The sequence below is a fragment of the Pseudomonas sp. SDO5522_S412 genome (genome assembly GCF_054071215.1).
Window position 1 is genome coordinate 1 of sequence record NZ_JBSVWQ010000122.1, and the last position, 17162, is coordinate 17162.

The window sequence follows — 17162 nt, forward strand, 5'->3', positions numbered from 1 at the left end:
TCAGTCGACGTATCCGGTGACTGACACACCGTATTCGCGAGCAAGCCCGCTCCCACATTTAACGGCGCTGCTGTTAAGAAATCAGCTCAATTCCAGCCAGATCGGTGCATGATCGGAGGGTTTTTCCATGCCGCGCAGGTCGTAGTCCACACCGGCATCCTTCACCCGGGGCAACAAGCCTTGGGAAGCCAGGATCACGTCGATTCGCAGCCCGCGCTTTGGCTCGTCTTCAAAACCACGGCTGCGGTAATCGAACCAGCTGAAGCGGTCTGCCACATCCGGGTTGAGGTGGCGGAAGCTGTCCACCAGGCCCCAGTTCTTCAGGCGGGCCATCCACTCGCGTTCTTCTGGCAGGAAGCTGCACTTGCCGGTCTTCAGCCAGCGCTTGGCGTTGTCGGCACCGATGCCGATGTCGCAGTCTTCCGGGGAAATATTCACATCCCCCATCACCACCACGGCCTGGTCATTGCTGAACCGCGACTCCAGGAGGGTTTGCAGGTCCTCGTAGAAGCGCTGCTTGGCCGGGAACTTGGTGGGGTGGTCGCGGCTTTCGCCCTGTGGGAAATAACCGTTCATGATGGTAATCGGGTTGCCGTTGGCGTCGGCGAAGGTGCCCCAGATAAACCGGCGCTGGGCGTCTTCTTCGTCACTGGCAAAGCCTTTGTGCAGCGCCAGCGGTTCCTGGCGCGAGAGCAGGGCAACACCGTAGTGGCCTTTCTGCCCGTGGTAATACACGTGATAGCCGAGGGCCTTGATCTCATCCAGCGGGAACTGGTCGTCGTGGACCTTGGTTTCCTGCAGGCCGATCACGTCCGGCTGGTGTTTCTCGATCAGTGCCGCCAGCTGATGAGGGCGGGCGCGCAGCCCGTTGATATTGAAAGACACGATTTTCATGGTCGGCGGTCCAGTCTGGCAAAAGGGCGATGCTAGCCGACAATGTAGGACGGGAGCCAGCCTTGTAGCAGCTGCCGAGGCACAAGGCTGCGTTGGGCTACGAAGCGGCGTCCGGTGGCTACACTGAACGAAACAGTGCCGCAGACGTTCGTAATAACAAGAGCGCGACCTTTTGAGTCAGCGCCCAGGGGAGATTCACTGTTATGCCTGACACCTCGACTGCCATCGCCCAGATCCACATGCTCGACAGCGGCTATTCCCGCGAAGCCCGTTCGCTGTTGTACCAGGCCTATCGCCATGAGCCGACGTTCGCCTACATCTTCGAAGCCGAACGTCCCGGCTACGAACAGCGGGTGCGCGCCACGGTGCGTGAACTGGTCAAGCAGCACTTCTTCCAGAAACTCCCGGCGATTGGCCTGTTGGTCAACGACCGGCTGATCGGCATCGCCCTGATCGCGCCACCGACCCGCCGCCTGGGCATCACCGAAAGCTGGGCCTGGCAGTTGCGCATGTGGCTGAGTACCGGTGTGCGCGGTACCCGGCGTTACCTGGAATACCATCAGGCAGTGCTGGCGTGCCTGCCCTCGGATTCGGTGCATGTGCTGCCGTTGCTGGGGATTCACCCGCAATTCCAGGGCAAGCACTACGGTGAGCAACTGCTGGAAGCGGTGCACAACTGGTGCGCCGAAGACCCGCATTCCTCGGGCGTGGTGCTGGACACGGGGAATTCTCGCTATCTGGAATTCTATAAGCGCCAGGGCTATGAAGAGATCGGCGAGGTCGCTGTAGGACCGGTACTGGAACACGTGTTCTTTCACGCAAATCCGCAGGTGTTACAGGCTGCAACGGTTTGAGACAGAATTATTCAGACAAATCCGGGTTCTAACCCGCTCCCAAGCTCGTGTAGCATCCCGGCCTATGAAGTTTCCAGGAAGATTTACCAGCGGCTTGATTCTGCTGTTCACGAGCTGCAGCGCCTTGGCGCAAAGCGAATTGGATGTGCGCATCAAGCCTTCAAACGACGCGTTGAAAGCCAACATCGAAGGCTATATCGGCGGGGTCGGCGATCGTGACGAAGAAGCCCTGCTGCGGTTCAGCCGTGGCGCCGAGGAGCAAGCCCGCAAGGCCGCCCAGGCGCTGGGCTACTACCAACCGCAGATTGCCAGCGATGTGAAGGGCGGCAAGAACCCGCGCCTGATCCTCACCATCGACCCCGGCGAACCGGTGCATTTGCGCAATGTGACCATTCGGGTCGACGGCCAGGCCGCCGACCTCAAGGCCTTTCGCGTGCCCGCCAGCGACCAACTCAAATCCGGCGCCGTGCTCAACCACGGCAACTACGAAGACGCCAAGCGCGTCATCCAGAACCAGGCGTCACGCTACGGCTTTTTCAGCGGGCGCTTTACCAGCCAGAAACTCTCGGTCGACCCCAAGGCGGGGGTGGCCGATATCGAACTCATTTACGACAGTGGCCCACGCTACACCTTGGGCAAGGTCAGCTTTGCCGGCGACACGCCGTTTGATGAAGACCTGCTGCAACGCATGGTGCCGTTCAAGAGCGGCGCGCCTTACGACTCCGAACTGATCGCCGAACTCAACCAGAACCTGCAATCCAGCGGCTTTTTCGAAGGCGTGCGCGTGGACGCCGCCCCGGCGGCCTCGACCAATGACGTGATCCCGGTGGCCGTGCAACTGGAAACCCGCAAGCCGCGCACCATGGGCCTGGGCCTCGGTTACTCGACCGACGTCGGCCCGCGGGGCAAGGCCAACTGGACGCGCCACTGGGTCAACCCCCAGGGCCACAGTTATGGCTGGGAAGCCGAGCTTTCCGCGCCTCGGCAGAACGTCGGGTTGTGGTACGACATTCCCATGGACCCGCCACTGACCGACAAATTGCGCTTTGCCGGCGGCTACCAGAATGAAGAAATCGCCAACACCGACACCCTGAGTAAACTGCTCACCCTCGGCCCCGAGTGGCACAGCAAGTTGCCCAGCGGCTGGACGCGGGTGATCTCGCTTAAATGGCAGCGTGAAGAATATCGCCTGGGCAACGACTCGGGCCTGAGTACGCTGCTGATGCCCGGCATCAGTTATTCCTACCTGCGCAGCGACAACCGCATCGACCCGCACAACGGCTATCGCCTGCTGTTCGACGCCAAGGTCGCCAAGGAAGGCCTGGGTTCCGACACCAACCTGCTTTACGGCACGGCGACCATCAAGGGCTTGACCACCCTGTGGGACAACCACCGCTTCCTGGCGAGGGCGCAGTTTGGTGGCAGTGCCACCAACGGCTACAAATCCGTGCCACCGTCGTTACGCTTTTTTGCCGGTGGCGACCAGAGCGTGCGGGGTTACGAGTACCAGACCCTGTCCCCGGAAAATGATCGCGGCGACCGCATCGGTGGTCGCTACATGGTGGCCCTGAGCGCCGAGTATCAATATTCCATCGCCGAAAAATGGCGGATCGCGACCTTTATCGACCAAGGCAACTCGTTCAACACCCTGGAAATGCCGAGCCTGAAAACCGGTGTGGGTGTTGGCGTGCGCTGGGTGTCGCCGGTCGGCCCGATCCGCCTCGACCTGGCCCATGCCCTCGAAGATCCGGGCGGCATTCGTTTGCACTTTTCCATGGGGCCTGAGCTGTGATGCGTGGTTTGAAAATAGCGGGGCTGGCCATTCTGGCGGTCCTCGCGGTGATAGTGCTGGCACTGTGGACGGTGCTGGGTACCCAGGTCGGCAGCCGGTGGGTGCTGGGCCAGGTGCCGGGTTTGACCGTGGAGAATTTCCAGGGTCGCCTGGGCGGGCAGTGGAGTGCCAACCATCTGTTATGGCAGCAGGACAGCAGCCGCGTGGAGCTTCAGGCGCCGAAGTTCGACTGGTCGCCCGCGTGTTTGATGCGCATGACCTTGTGCATCAACCAACTGGATGTGGAGCAGGTGAGCCTGCAATTTCCACCCGGCACCGAAGAAAGCAGCGGCCCGATTACCCTGCCGGACCTGAAACTGCCGGTCGCCCTTCAGTTAGGTGACATCCGCGTTGGCAGCCTGCTGTTCAATGGCAGCGAAGAGCTCCAGGGCCTGCAGCTGGCGGCGCACTGGACTGCCGCCGGGATGCAGATCGATTCGGTGCACCTGCAACGGGACGGTTTGGTCCTTGACCTGTCCGGCCTGCTGCAACCCACCGGCAATTGGCCGCTGGCCGCCAGCGGCAACCTGAGCCTGCCTTACGCGCCGGGCGGTGCGCCCTGGACGCTGGCGCTCAAGGTCGATGGCGATTTGCTCAAGACCCTCAAGCTCGACGCCGACAGCAGCGGCTACCTGCCGGCCAAGCTCAGCGGCGAATTGCAACCGCTTGTGGAAAACCTGCCGGCGCAGTTGCACATCACCGCCGACGGCTTCAAACCCAGCGCCGATTTGCCCGATACCCTGCAACTCAATCAGCTGGACCTGACCGCCAAGGGCGACCTGAGCAACGGTTACCAGTTGCTGGGCAAAGCCGTACTGCCCGCGGAAAAAGGCCCGGTGGACCTGCTGCTGCAAGGCAAGGTCGACGCCAAGGGCGCGCAGATCGCCGGGCTGGATTTGAATGCCGGTGACAAACAAAGCCTCAAGCTCAGTGCCAATCTGGACTGGCAGCAAGGCTTCAGCGCCGACGCGAAAATCGACTGGCTGGATTTCCCGTGGCATCGCCTGTACCCCGTGATCGACGAACCCCAGGTGGCCTTGCGTACCTTCAATGGTGAAGTTTCCTACAAGGACGGCAACTATCTGGGCAACTTCAAGGCCGACCTCGACGGCCCTGCGGGCAAGTTCAGCCTGGCCAGCCCGTTCAGCGGCGACCTCAAGCAAGTGTTCCTCCCCGAGCTGAAACTCGCGGCCGGTCAGGGCAAGGCCGAAGGCCACCTGAACCTGCAATTTGCCGATGGCATCGCCTGGGACACGGCGCTGGACCTGTCGGCGATCAACCCGGCGTATTGGGTCGCGGAGTTGCCCGGCACCCTCGCGGGCCCGTTGCGCAGCAAGGGCGAAATGAAGAACGAGCAACTCAAGCTCAATGCCGACCTCGACCTCAAGGGCCGTCTGCGTGGCCAACCTGCCGTGCTCCAGGCCAAGGCCGAAGGCGCTGGCGAGCAATGGACCCTCGGCACCCTGGACATCCGCCTCGGCGACAACCGCATCTATGGCAGCGGCAGCCTGCAACAGCGCCTTGCCGGGCAGATCGACATCAAGCTGACGCGCCTCGCCCAGCTCTGGCCGCAACTGCGCGGGCAGATGAATGGTCGCCTCGACGTCGCCGGCACCCTGAAAGCGCCGCAAGGCAAGCTCAACCTGGTTGGCCAGCAACTGGCGTTTGAAGATAACCGCCTGCAAAACCTGACCCTGGACGCGAACCTGGATAATGCCCAGCGCGCCAAAGTCGACCTGAAAGGCAGTGGCATCCAGGCCGGTGAAACCCAGCTCGGCACCTTCACTGCCAGCGCCCAGGGCGATATCAAAAGCCAGAAAGTCCAGCTCGACCTGGCCGGCCCGTTGCTCAAGCTGGCCCTGGCCCTGGACGGCAACCTCGACAAAGGCAACTGGCGCGGGCGCCTGGCCAGCGGCGATGTGCAAGCCGGTGGCCAGGACTGGAAGCTGCAAGCGCCGGCGAAGATCGAGCGCCTGGCCGATGGCAAGCTGACCTTTGCGGCGCACTGCTGGGTCTCCGGCCCGGCGAGCCTGTGCGGCGAAGACCAGCGCCTGATGCCCGAGCCGAAGCTGCGTTACCACCTCAAGCAGTTCCCGATCGATAGCCTGGCGCAGTGGTTGCCCAAGGATTTCGCCTGGCAGGGCAAGCTCAATGCCGACGTGCAGCTCGACCTGCCGGCCAGCGGCCCCAAAGGCGTGGTCTCGGTGGACGCCAGCGGCGGTACCCTGCGGGTCAAGGACAAGGACCAGTGGCTGGATTTCCCCTACGACACGCTGAAGCTGGAAACCACCCTCAACCCCACGCGCATCGACACCCAGCTCAATTTCCGTGGCGGCAAGCTCGGCGAGTTGCTGTTGCAGGCGCAGCTCAATCCGCTGGCGAAGAACAAGCCGATCACCGGCAACTTCACCCTGACCGGCCTCGACCTCGCGGTGGCCCGCCCCTTTGTACCCATGGTCGAGAAGCTCAACGGCAAGCTCAACGGTAACGGGCGAATCGGCGGCAGCCTGCTGGCGCCTCAGGTCAACGGCAGCATCAACCTGGTTGGGGGGGAAATCTCCGGCCCGGAACTGCCCACCAGCATTGAAGGCCTGAATATCCAGGCGTTGATTGCCGGCGAAAGCGTGCAGCTCAATGGCGGCTGGCGCAGCGGCAAGGCCGGGCAGGGCACTATCAAGGGGCAGATCGACTGGGGCCAGGCTCTGGCGGTGGATATCGCGCTGCAAGGCACGCAACTGCCGGTCACCGTGGAACCGTACGCGGCCCTGGAGGTGGCGCCCGACCTGAAGATCAGCATGAAGAACGACAAGCTGGCGATCTCCGGCAAGGTGCAGATTCCCAAGGGCGAGATCACCGTGCGGGAATTGCCGCCATCGACGGTCAAGGTCTCGGATGACACGGTGATCGTCGGCAGCCAGACCGAAGAGGGCAAGCCGCCGATGGCCATGGCGATGGACATCGATGTGGAGGTAGGCAAGGACAAGCTGAGCTTCGCCGGGTTTGGCCTCACCGCCAACCTGCAAGGCCATGTGCACATCGGCGACAACATGGACACCCGTGGTGAACTGTGGCTCAACGACGGCCGCTACCGTGCCTACGGCCAACGCCTGACTGTGCGCCGCGCGCGATTGTTGTTTGCCGGGCCGATTGACCAGCCGTTCCTGGATATCGAAGCGGTGCGGATCACCACCGAGCCGTCCCGGACCGTCACCGCCGGTATTCGTCTGAGCGGCAGTGCCGAGCAGCCGACTACGCAAATTTTCTCGGAGCCGGCCATGGCCCAAGAGGATGCATTGTCGTACCTGGTGTTGGGGCGTTCGCGCACCACCAACGGTGAGGACAACAACATGCTGGCCGAAGCGGCGCTGGGTCTTGGGTTGATGGGCAGTGCCGGGGTTACGTCGGACATCGCCAAGAACCTGGGCATCCAGGACTTTGAACTGGACACCCAGGGCAGTGGCAACAACACCGCCGTGGTGGCCAGCGGCAAGATCTCCGAGAAGCTCAGCCTGCGTTATGGCGTGGGGGTGTTCGAGCCGGCCAACACCATCGCCTTGCGCTATTTGCTGAGCAAGAAGGTGTACCTGGAAGTGGCCAGCGGCGTGGCCAGCTCCCTGGATATTTTCTACAAGCGCGATTTCTGATCCGTCCACGGTAATGGTGGGAGCCTGGCTCCCACCATTTATCCGCTAATTAGCAAGCAACCTAACTATTCGTTTGACATTCGCTGCCTAGGCAGTAACATCGTGACATACATTCACTGCTTAGGCAGTTAATAGGTTGATCTCGATGAAGCACTTCACCCCCGAAAACTTCCACAACTGCCACCTCGGCCTGCTGCTGGGCCGGGCTGCGCTGCTCAAAGACAAGATCATCGACACCCACATGGAACCCCACGGCATCACGGCCGCGCAGTTCAAGGTGTTGATCATCATGGCCCAGTACGGCGTCGACACCCCCGCCGAGCTGTGCCGCAACCTGTCGTTGGACAGCGGCTCCATGACCCGCATGCTCGACCGCCTGGAACAAAAGGACCTGCTGGCGCGCAAGCGTTCCGAGCAGGACCGGCGCCAGGTGCAGTTGGTGCTGACCGCCGAAGGCCAGCGCGTGGCCGACATGCTGCCGCACATCGGTGCCCAGGCCCTGAACCAGTTGGCGGGCGCCCTGGAGCCGGGTGAATTGCAAACCCTGGAAAAAATCCTGAAGAAAATTCTGATAGCTGCGGGTGACCCCATCACCATCCAGCGGGTAGGTAGTGCATGAACAATCGCTCCTTGCGTGCCGGCCTCAGCCTTGTGCTGGTGGCCATGACTATGGCCGGTTGTGCCAATTTCAGCGGCTTGGACACAGAAGGCAAACGCCTCGAAGCCAATAACCTGCAAACCGGCAAATCCCTCAGCGGCGTGACCCTGTCCACCGCTGCCTGGCCCACCGCCGACTGGTGGAAAGGCCTTGGCGATCCACAGCTCGACGGCCTGATCCAGGAAGCCCTGCAGAACAGCCCCGACATGCAAGTGGCCAGCGCCCGCGCTCACCAGGCCGAAGCCGCTGCCTATGCCGCCGACGCCGAGCGCATGCCGACCCTGGATGCCAGCGCCGGTGTCAGCCGTTCGCGCCTGGCCAAGGACCAGGACCCGTTGGGCCAGGGCGATGCCTACGCCACCGTGCGCAACATCGGTGCCAGTTTCAATTACAACTTCGACCTGTGGGGCGGCCAGCGCGCCGCCTGGGAAGCCGCGCTGGGCCAGGCCCGCGCCGCCGAAGTCGACCAACAGGCCGCGCGCCTGACCCTGGCGGCCAACGTCGCCAAGGCCTACAGCGACCTGGGCCAGGCCCATATCGTGCGTGACCTGGCCAATGATGACCTCAAGCGCACCCGGCAGATGCTCGACCTGGGCCAGCGTCGCCTGAACTCCGGGATCGACAGCCAGTACCAGTACCAGCAAACCGAAAGCCTGGAAGCCAGCTCCCAGTCGCAACTGATCGATGCGGAAAAACAACTGCAGAGCGCGAAGATCGCCCTCGCGGTGTTGCTCGGCAAAGGCCCGGACCGTGGCAGCGAACTGGTACGCCCCAACGTGCTCAAGCCGAGCGCGGTTGCGGTGCCTTCGGTGTTGCCTGCCGAGCTGGTGGGCCGTCGCCCGGACCTGATCGCCGCACGCTGGCGGGTGGAGGCGGCGAGCAAGAACATCGCGGCCAGCAAGACCCGTTTCTACCCCAACCTCAACCTGAGCGCGAGCGCCGGGGCCGAGTCGTTGCTGGGGGATGCGATGTTTGGTTCGGCCAGCCGCTTCTTCAGCATTGCGCCGACCGTCTCGCTGCCGATCTTCGACGGCGGCCGCCTGCGCGCCGACCTTGACGCTCGCGACGCCGACTACGACCTGGCCGTGGCCCAGTACAACAAAACCCTGGTGCAAGCCTTGGGCGATATCGGCAACACACTCTCGCAATTGCGCGAGACCGGCCGGCAGATCCAGGCCCAGCAACACGCCGCTGACATTGCCCAGCAGTCCTACGACACCGGCGTCCAGCGTTACAGCTCAGGTATCGGCAATTACCTGGACGTGCTCAGCATCGAACAGCAACTGCTCCAGGCCCAGCGTCAGTTGGCCACCCTGAATGCCGAGCAAATCGATCTTTCGATTCAACTGATGCAGGCCCTGGGCGGCGGTTTCCACGCCGATAACGTGGCCTCGACCACCCCAGCCACGCGCACTGAATAATTCAAGGTACTTGTCATGGCCACTGCCGAAACCAGCAACAACGCTCCTGAAACAAACAAGGCTGAACAACCCAACACCAGTAACCCGCGCAAACGCAAAGTCATGCTGTTTGTGCTGGCGCTGATCGTCATCCTCGGCGCCCTGGGCGTGTGGGGTTGGTACGAATTGTATGGTCGCTTCAGCGAAAGCACCGACGACGCCTACGTCAATGGCAACGTGGTGGAAATCACCCCGCTGGTGACCGGCACCGTGGTGAGCATCGGCGCCGACGACGGCGACCTGGTGCATGAAGGCCAGGTGCTGATCAACTTCGACCCCAACGACGCGGCCGTCGGCCTGCAAAGTGCCCAGGCCAACCTGGCCCGCACCGTGCGCCAGGTGCGTGGTTTGTACAGCAACGTCGATGGCATGAAAGCCCAGGTGCTGGCGCAACAAGCCAACGTGCAAAAGGCCCAGGACAACTACAACCGACGCAAGAACCTCGCTGCCGGCGGGGCGATTTCCCAGGAAGAACTGTCCCACGCCCGTGACGACCTGACCTCGGCGCAAAACGCCTTGGCCAACGTGCAGCAACAGTTCAAGACCAGCAGCGCCCTGGTGGATGACACGGTGATTTCGTCCCACCCGGACGTGCAGGCTGCCGCCGCACAGTTGCGCCAGGCTTACCTGACCAACGCCCGCAGCACCCTGATCGCACCGGTGACCGGCTATGTGGCCAAGCGTACCGTGCAACTGGGCCAGCGGGTCCAGCCGGGTACTGCACTGATGGCGGTGATCCCGCTGGATCAACTGTGGATCGACGCCAACTTCAAGGAAACCCAGCTGCGCAATATGCGTATCGGCCAGCCGGTGGATATCGAATCCGATATCTACGGCAGCGACGTGAAATTCAGTGGCACCGTCGACAGCCTCGGCGCGGGCACGGGCAGCGCGTTTGCCTTGCTGCCGGCGCAGAACGCCACAGGTAACTGGATCAAGATCGTGCAACGGGTGCCAGTGCGTATCCATGTGAACGCCGATGAGTTGGCCAAGCACCCGCTGCGCGTGGGCCTGTCCACCGTGGTCGACGTCGACCTGCACGACCAGAGCGGCCCGGTACTGGCCCAGCAGGCGCCGCAGAAGGCGTCGTTCACCACCAACGTTTACGACCGCCAGTTGGCCGAAGCCGACGCGATGATCACCCAATTGATCCATGACAACAGCGTCGCCGCTCCCAAGGCTGCCCAGCGCTGATTCGCCAATCCATCAGCTGCGGCCCCGGCGGCCGTAGCGCCAATCATGTTGCACAGGATTCGCGATGAGTAACGCTAACGCCTCCTTCACGCCGCCCAGCTTGCTGATGGCCACCATCGGCCTGTCCCTGGCGACCTTCATGCAGGTGCTCGACACCACCATCGCCAACGTGGCGTTGCCGACGATTTCCGGCAACCTCGGCGTGAGTTCGGAGCAGGGCACCTGGGTCATCACCTCGTTTGCCGTGAGCAACGCCATCGCGCTGCCGCTCACCGGCTGGCTGAGCCGTCGCTTCGGCGAGGTGAAGCTGTTTCTGTGGGCCACCATCCTGTTTGTGCTGGCCTCGTTTCTCTGCGGTATTTCCACCTCGATGCCCGAGCTGATCGGCTTTCGGGTATTGCAAGGCCTGGTTGCCGGCCCGTTGTACCCGATGACCCAGACGCTGCTGATCGCGGTCTATCCCCCCGCCAGGCGTGGCATGGCCCTGGCGTTGCTGGCGATGGTCACGGTGGTGGCGCCGATTGCCGGGCCGATCCTCGGCGGCTGGATTACCGACAGCTACAGCTGGCCGTGGATCTTCTTTATCAACGTACCCATCGGCATCTTTGCCGTGATGGTGGTGCGCTCGCAACTGAAGAAACGCCCGGTGGTCACCAGCTACCAGCCGATGGACTACGTCGGCTTGCTCAGCCTGATCGTCGGCGTCGGCGCCTTGCAGATCATCCTCGACAAGGGCAACGACCTGGACTGGTTCGAGTCGAATTTCATCATCATCGGCGCGGTGATCTCGGCTGTCGCCCTGGCGGTGTTCGTGATCTGGGAAATGACCGACGAGCACCCGGTGGTCAACCTGCGGCTGTTCGCCTATCGCAACTTTCGCATCGGCACGATTGTGTTGGTACTCGGGTACGCGGGTTTCTTCGGGATCAACCTGATCCTGCCGCAATGGCTGCAAACCCAGATGGGCTACACCGCCACCTGGGCGGGCCTGGCGGTGGCGCCGATCGGGATTCTGCCGGTGTTGATGTCGCCATTTGTGGGCAAGTACGCGCACAAGTTCGACCTGCGGCTGCTGGCGGGGCTGGCGTTCCTGGCGATTGGCTTGAGTTGCTTCATGCGCGCCGGGTTTACCAATGAAGTGGACTTCACCCACATCGCCCTGGTGCAGTTGTTCATGGGGATCGGCGTAGCGCTGTTCTTCATGCCGACCTTGAGCATCCTGATGTCCGACCTGCCGCCGGCGCAAATCGCCGACGGCGCTGGCCTGGCGACCTTCCTGCGGACCCTGGGCGGCAGCTTTGCGGCCTCATTGACCACCTGGATCTGGATTCGCCGGGCGGACCAGCACCATGCCTACATGAGCGAAAACATGACCACCTACGACTCGGCCACCCGGGACGCCTTGCAGGCGCTCGGCGGGGCAGGGCACAAGGCGTATGCGCAGTTGGACCAGATACTGACGAGCCAGGCGTACATGATGTCCACCGTGGATTACTTCACGTTGCTGGGGTGGATGTTCATGGCGTTGATCGTGATTGTATGGCTGGCGAAACCGCCGTTTGCAGCGAAGGCGGGGCCGGAGGCTTCTGGCCACTAAGCCTCAATCCATGATCATTCCCACGCTCCGCGTGGGAATGCCGCTTTGATGATCGTTCCCACGCTCTGCGTGGGAATGCCGCTTTGGACGCTCTGCGTCCGCTTTTGAAGGTCGTGACGCAGAGCGTCACAGGATGCATTCCCGCGCAGAGCGTGGGAACGATCTGGGTCAAGCACCGGGCAAGGCCAACTGCGGGTTGACGAAGTCAAACGCCGCCAGTTGAAACCCTTGCTCATCCACCTGCAATGCCCACCCTTGCTTGTCCCAATCCCCCAGCACAATGCGCTTGGCCGCTTGCTCGCCAATCTGCAACTTGTGAATCGCCGGGCGGTGGGTGTGGCCATGCACCAACGTACGCACGCCGAACTGCTGCATCACCCTCGGCACTTCCTCGGGCGTTACATCGACAATGTCGTTGGTCTTCATTCGCGTCTGCGCGCGGCTTTCACTGCGCAGCTTGCGCGCCAGCTTGTGCCGCGTGCGCAAGGGCAGGTGGCGCAGGATGAACAGCGTGATGGGGTTACGCAGGATGCGCCGCAGCTTCATATAGCCAAGGTCGCGGGTACACAGGCTGTCGCCGTGCATCAACAGCACGGGCTCGCCTGCGAGTTGCACCACACTCGGGTCCTTGAGCAAGGTTGCGCCTGCGGCTTTACAGAACGCCTTGCCGATCAGGAAATCCCGGTTGCCATGCATGATGAAAATCTGGGTGCCGCTGTCGCTCAGCTCGCGCAGGGCCAGGCAAATCGAACGCTGGAAGGGCGTCATCCCATCGTCGCCAATCCAGGCTTCAAAGAAGTCCCCCAGAATGTACAACGCCTGGGCGGAACGGGCGCGGCCGTTCAGTAAATCCAGAAACGCCCGGGTTATGTCCGGGCGCTCCTCTTCCAGATGCAAATCTGAAATCAGCAATATCACTCAACGATCTCGGCTTTCTCGACGATAACGTCTTCTACCGGTACGTCCTGGTGACCTGCCTTGCCGGTGGTTTGCACACCCTTGATCTTGTCGACAACGTCCTGGCCTTCGGTGACTTTACCGAATACCGCGTAGCCCCAGCCCTGCACGTTCTTGCCGCTGTGGTTCAGGAAGGTGTTGTCGGCGACGTTGATGAAGAACTGCGCGGAGGCCGAATGCGGCTCCATGGTACGGGCCATGGCGACGGTGTACTTGTCGTTGGAAAGGCCGTTGTCCGCTTCGTTCTGGATGCTTGGACGCTTGTCTTTCTTTTCTTTCATGCCAGGCTCGAAACCGCCGCCCTGGACCATGAAGTTGCCGATGACACGGTGGAAAACAGTGTTTTCGTAGTGGCCGGCTTTAACGTACTCGATGAAGTTGGCGACGGTGATCGGCGCTTTCTCGGCGTTCAGCTCGATGACGATGTCACCGTGGTTGGTGGTCAGTTTGACTTGAGTCATGTTCACTACTCTTTCAAGGAATTCGTGGGTTTGGGCGTTTTGCGCCTTACCTGCTTGGCAAAAAACGGCAGCCAAGGCGCGCAGTTTAGCGTGACCTGCGGGAATTTCGAGGTGGTTTTTTACCGCCCGTGCAATAAATGCAGCAGTTTTTGGCCACGCTCTGTCAGGGCCTTGACAGCATCGGCTATGATAAGCCCTTTGTTTGTCGGCCTCACCCGGCCAAGTACTTCGTCTGTTCAAGGATCCTATGAGCAAGCCCACTGTCGACCCTACCTCGAATTCCAAGGCCGGACCTGCCGTCCCGGTCAATTTCCTGCGCCCGATCATCCAGGCGGACCTGGATTCGGGCAAGCACACGCAGATCGTCACCCGCTTCCCGCCTGAGCCCAACGGTTACCTGCACATCGGCCACGCCAAGTCGATCTGTGTGAACTTCGGCCTGGCCCAGGAGTTCGGTGGCGTCACGCACCTGCGTTTCGACGACACCAACCCGGCCAAGGAAGACCAGGAATACATCGACGCCATCGAGAGCGACATCAAGTGGCTGGGCTTCGAATGGTCCGGTGAAGTGCGCTATGCCTCCAAGTATTTCGACCAGTTGTTCGACTGGGCCGTCGAGTTGATCAAGGCCGGCAAGGCCTACGTAGACGACCTGACCCCGGAGCAAGCCAAGGAATACCGTGGCACCCTGACCGAGCCGGGCAAGAATAGCCCGTTCCGCGACCGTTCGGTGGAAGAGAACCTGGACTGGTTCAACCGCATGCGCGCCGGTGAGTTCCCGGACGGCGCCCGTGTACTGCGTGCCAAGATCGACATGGCCTCGCCGAACATGAACCTGCGCGACCCGATCATGTACCGCATCCGCCACGCCCATCACCACCAGACCGGTGACAAGTGGTGCATCTACCCGAACTACGACTTCACCCACGGTCAGTCGGACGCCATCGAAGGCATCACCCACTCCATCTGCACCCTGGAGTTCGAAAGCCACCGTCCTCTGTACGAATGGTTCCTCGACAGCCTGCCGGTACCGGCGCACCCGCGTCAGTACGAGTTCAGCCGCCTGAACCTGAACTACACCATCACCAGCAAGCGCAAGCTCAAGCAACTGGTCGATGAAAAGCACGTGTTTGGCTGGGACGACCCGCGCATGTCGACGCTGTCGGGCTTCCGCCGCCGTGGCTACACCCCGGCATCGATCCGCAATTTCTGCGAGATGGTCGGCACCAACCGCTCCGACGGCGTGGTCGACTACGGCATGCTCGAATTCAGCATCCGTCAGGACCTCGACGCGAACGCCCCGCGCGCCATGTGCGTGCTGCGTCCGTTGAAGGTGGTGATCACCAACTACCCGGAAGGCCAGGTCGAAAACCTCGAACTGCCACGTCATCCGCAGAAAGAAGAACTCGGCGTGCGCAAGCTGCCGTTCGCCCGTGAAATCTACATCGACCGCGATGACTTCATGGAAGAGCCGCCAAAAGGCTACAAGCGCCTGGAGCCGAACGGCGAAGTGCGCCTGCGCGGCAGCTACGTGATCCGTGCCGACGAAGCGATCAAGGACGCCGATGGCAACATCGTCGAACTGCGTTGCTCCTACGACCCGGACACCCTGGGCAAGAACCCGGAAGGCCGCAAGGTCAAAGGTGTGGTGCACTGGGTGCCGGCGGCGGCCAGCGTCGAGTGCGAAGTGCGCCTGTACGATCGCCTGTTCCGCTCGCCGAATCCCGAGAAGGCCGAAGACAGTGCCAGTTTCCTGGACAACATCAACCCTGACTCGCTGCAAGTTCTCACGGGTTGTCGTGCCGAGCCATCGCTTGGCGACGCACAGCCGGAAGACCGTTTCCAGTTCGAGCGCGAAGGTTACTTCTGCGCGGATATCAAGGACTCGAAACCCGGTGCTCCGGTATTCAACCGTACCGTGACCTTGCGTGATTCGTGGGGCCAGTGATTCTGTTTTAAGGAACTGTCGTGCTAACGATCTACAACACACTCAGCAAGACCAAAGAAGTCTTCAAGCCGCTGGATGGCAACAAGGTGCGCATGTACGTGTGCGGCATGACCGTGTACGACTACTGCCACATCGGCCACGGCCGCAGCATGGTTGCCTTCGACCTGGTGACCCGCTGGTTGCGTTTCAGCGGTTATGACCTGACGTATGTGCGCAACATCACCGACATCGACGACAAGATCATCAATCGCGCCAACGAAAACGGCGAGTCGTTCGACGCGCTGACCGAGCGCATGATTGCTGCGATGCACGAGGACGAGGCACGCCTCAACATCCTCAAGCCGGACATGGAACCGCGCGCCACGGACCATATCCCGGGCATGCACGCGATGATCCAGACCCTGATCGACAAGGGTTACGCCTACGCCCCGGGCAATGGCGACGTGTACTACCGCGTCGCCAAGTTCATGGGCTACGGCAAGCTGTCGCGCAAGAAAATCGAAGACCTGCGCATCGGTGCGCGGATCGAAGTCGACGAAGCCAAGCAAGACCCGCTGGACTTCGTGCTGTGGAAAGGCACCAAGCCCGGCGAGCCGAGCTGGGAGTCGCCATGGGGCGCCGGGCGTCCGGGCTGGCACATCGAATGCTCGGTGATGTCCACCTGCTGCCTGGGCGAGACCTTCGACATTCATGGCGGCGGCAGCGACCTTGAGTTCCCGCACCACGAAAACGAAATCGCCCAGAGCGAAGCGGCCACCGGCAAGACCTACGCCAACGCGTGGATGCACTGCGGCATGATTCGCATCAATGGCGAGAAGATGTCCAAGTCCTTGAACAACTTCTTCACCATTCGCGACGTGCTGGAAAAGTACCATCCGGAAGTGGTGCGCTACCTGTTGGTGTCGAGCCATTACCGCAGCGCGATCAACTATTCGGAAGACAACCTCAAGGACGCCAAGGGCGCCCTGGAGCGTTTCTACCACGCGTTGAAAGGCCTGCCCTCCGTGGCGCCTGCGGGCGGCGAAGCGTTTGTCGCGCGGTTCACCGAAGTGATGAACGACGACTTCGGTACGCCTGAGGCCTGCGCGGTGCTGTTTGAAATGGTGCGTGAGATCAACCGCCTGCGCGAGAGCGATCTCGACGCAGCGGCGGGGCTTGCCGCACGTTTGAAAGAGCTGGCGAGCGTGCTGGGCGTATTGCAGATGGAAGCCGATGACTTCCTGCAGGCGGGCGCTGAAGGGCGTGTGGATGCCGCTGAAGTTGATGCGCTGATCCAGGCACGCTTGACTGCCCGGGCCAACAAGGACTGGGCGGAGTCTGACCGTATCCGTGACCAACTGACCGCGATGGGTGTGGTGTTGGAAGACGGGAAGGGCGGGACGACGTGGCGGTTGGCTGATCAGGCTTGATTGGTGATTGCTGAATGAAAAACGCCCCGACTGGTTCGGGGCGTTTTTTTTGGCCTGTCTATCCGTTATTCAGGGGGCGGTTCTTACAGCGTGTCTTGGACGGGACACCTGTGCGGGGACATGGTTGACGCATCGAGGGGCGAGCAAGCCATCTCAAGATCAAACGCAGAGCTGCTTAATGTGGGAGCGGGCTTGCTCGCGAAGAACATGAGGGCGCCGCGTTGAATCAGGACGCCCACATCATCGTTAACGACC

At 61.8% G+C, this 17162-nt stretch carries 12 protein-coding genes; 9 read left to right on the forward strand and 3 right to left on the reverse strand.

From position 1 onward, the window contains the following. Positions 1-81: 81 nt before the first annotated feature. Positions 82-894 carry an exodeoxyribonuclease III gene (xthA, locus tag ACW9I6_RS21485; RefSeq protein ID WP_177009131.1) on the reverse strand — a complete coding sequence of 271 codons (813 nt, stop codon included), beginning with the start codon at positions 892-894 and terminating at the stop codon, positions 82-84. 203 nt (positions 895-1097) lie between these two features. Here xthA and ACW9I6_RS21490 point away from each other — a divergent pair, with 203 nt between their 5' ends. The 7 genes from ACW9I6_RS21490 to ACW9I6_RS21520 all read left to right on the forward strand — a co-directional run bounded on the left by ACW9I6_RS21490 (position 1098) and on the right by ACW9I6_RS21520 (position 12132). Beyond that, a complete protein-coding gene (locus ACW9I6_RS21490; RefSeq protein WP_003211798.1) occupies positions 1098-1748 on the forward strand; it encodes a GNAT family N-acetyltransferase in 651 nt (216 codons plus the stop codon). Positions 1749-1812: 64 nt separating this feature from the next. Further along, complete coding sequence (locus ACW9I6_RS21495; RefSeq protein WP_102605509.1) at positions 1813-3540, forward strand: autotransporter assembly complex protein TamA; 1728 nt, start codon at positions 1813-1815, stop codon at positions 3538-3540. Continuing rightward, positions 3540-7223 carry a translocation/assembly module TamB domain-containing protein gene (locus ACW9I6_RS21500; RefSeq protein WP_457339794.1) on the forward strand — a complete coding sequence of 1228 codons (3684 nt, stop codon included), beginning with the start codon at positions 3540-3542 and terminating at the stop codon, positions 7221-7223. Before ACW9I6_RS21495 ends, ACW9I6_RS21500 begins: the two co-directional genes overlap by 1 nt. 145 nt (positions 7224-7368) lie before the next feature. Next, entirely contained in the window at positions 7369-7842 is a 474-nt protein-coding gene (locus ACW9I6_RS21505) for a MarR family winged helix-turn-helix transcriptional regulator (protein ID WP_003211792.1), read from the forward strand. Continuing rightward, complete coding sequence (locus ACW9I6_RS21510; protein ID WP_008432421.1) at positions 7839-9302, forward strand: efflux transporter outer membrane subunit; 1464 nt, start codon at positions 7839-7841, stop codon at positions 9300-9302. Before ACW9I6_RS21505 ends, ACW9I6_RS21510 begins: the two co-directional genes overlap by 4 nt. A gap of 15 nt (positions 9303-9317) precedes the next feature. Continuing rightward, positions 9318-10535, forward strand: coding sequence for an efflux RND transporter periplasmic adaptor subunit (locus tag ACW9I6_RS21515; protein WP_003211788.1), 1218 nt, complete (start codon positions 9318-9320; stop codon positions 10533-10535). Between the two features lie 64 nt (positions 10536-10599). Further along, a complete protein-coding gene (locus ACW9I6_RS21520; RefSeq protein WP_003211786.1) occupies positions 10600-12132 on the forward strand; it encodes a DHA2 family efflux MFS transporter permease subunit in 1533 nt (510 codons plus the stop codon). A gap of 168 nt (positions 12133-12300) precedes the next feature. On the opposite strand, the gene lpxH is transcribed toward ACW9I6_RS21520, so the two are convergent. Beyond that, the gene (gene lpxH / locus ACW9I6_RS21525) at positions 12301-13050 is read right to left on the reverse strand and encodes a UDP-2,3-diacylglucosamine diphosphatase (RefSeq protein WP_102605513.1); all 750 of its coding nucleotides are present in this window, start codon (positions 13048-13050) and stop codon (positions 12301-12303) included. Beyond that, positions 13047-13550 (reverse strand): peptidylprolyl isomerase, encoded by a 504-nt coding sequence (locus ACW9I6_RS21530; protein ID WP_003211783.1) that lies wholly within the window; start codon positions 13548-13550, stop codon positions 13047-13049. The genes lpxH and ACW9I6_RS21530 overlap by 4 nt, the downstream gene beginning before the upstream one ends. A gap of 247 nt (positions 13551-13797) precedes the next feature. Between ACW9I6_RS21530 and ACW9I6_RS21535 the strand changes: the two genes are divergently transcribed. Both ACW9I6_RS21535 and cysS read left to right on the forward strand, forming a co-directional pair. Then, positions 13798-15498, forward strand: coding sequence for a glutamine--tRNA ligase/YqeY domain fusion protein (locus ACW9I6_RS21535; protein WP_008432425.1), 1701 nt, complete (start codon positions 13798-13800; stop codon positions 15496-15498). A 20-nt stretch (positions 15499-15518) separates the two neighbouring features. Next, positions 15519-16907, forward strand: a complete 1389-nt coding sequence (gene cysS / locus ACW9I6_RS21540) for a cysteine--tRNA ligase (protein ID WP_008432427.1) — start codon at positions 15519-15521, stop codon at positions 16905-16907. The last annotated feature ends 255 nt before the right edge of the window (positions 16908-17162 follow it).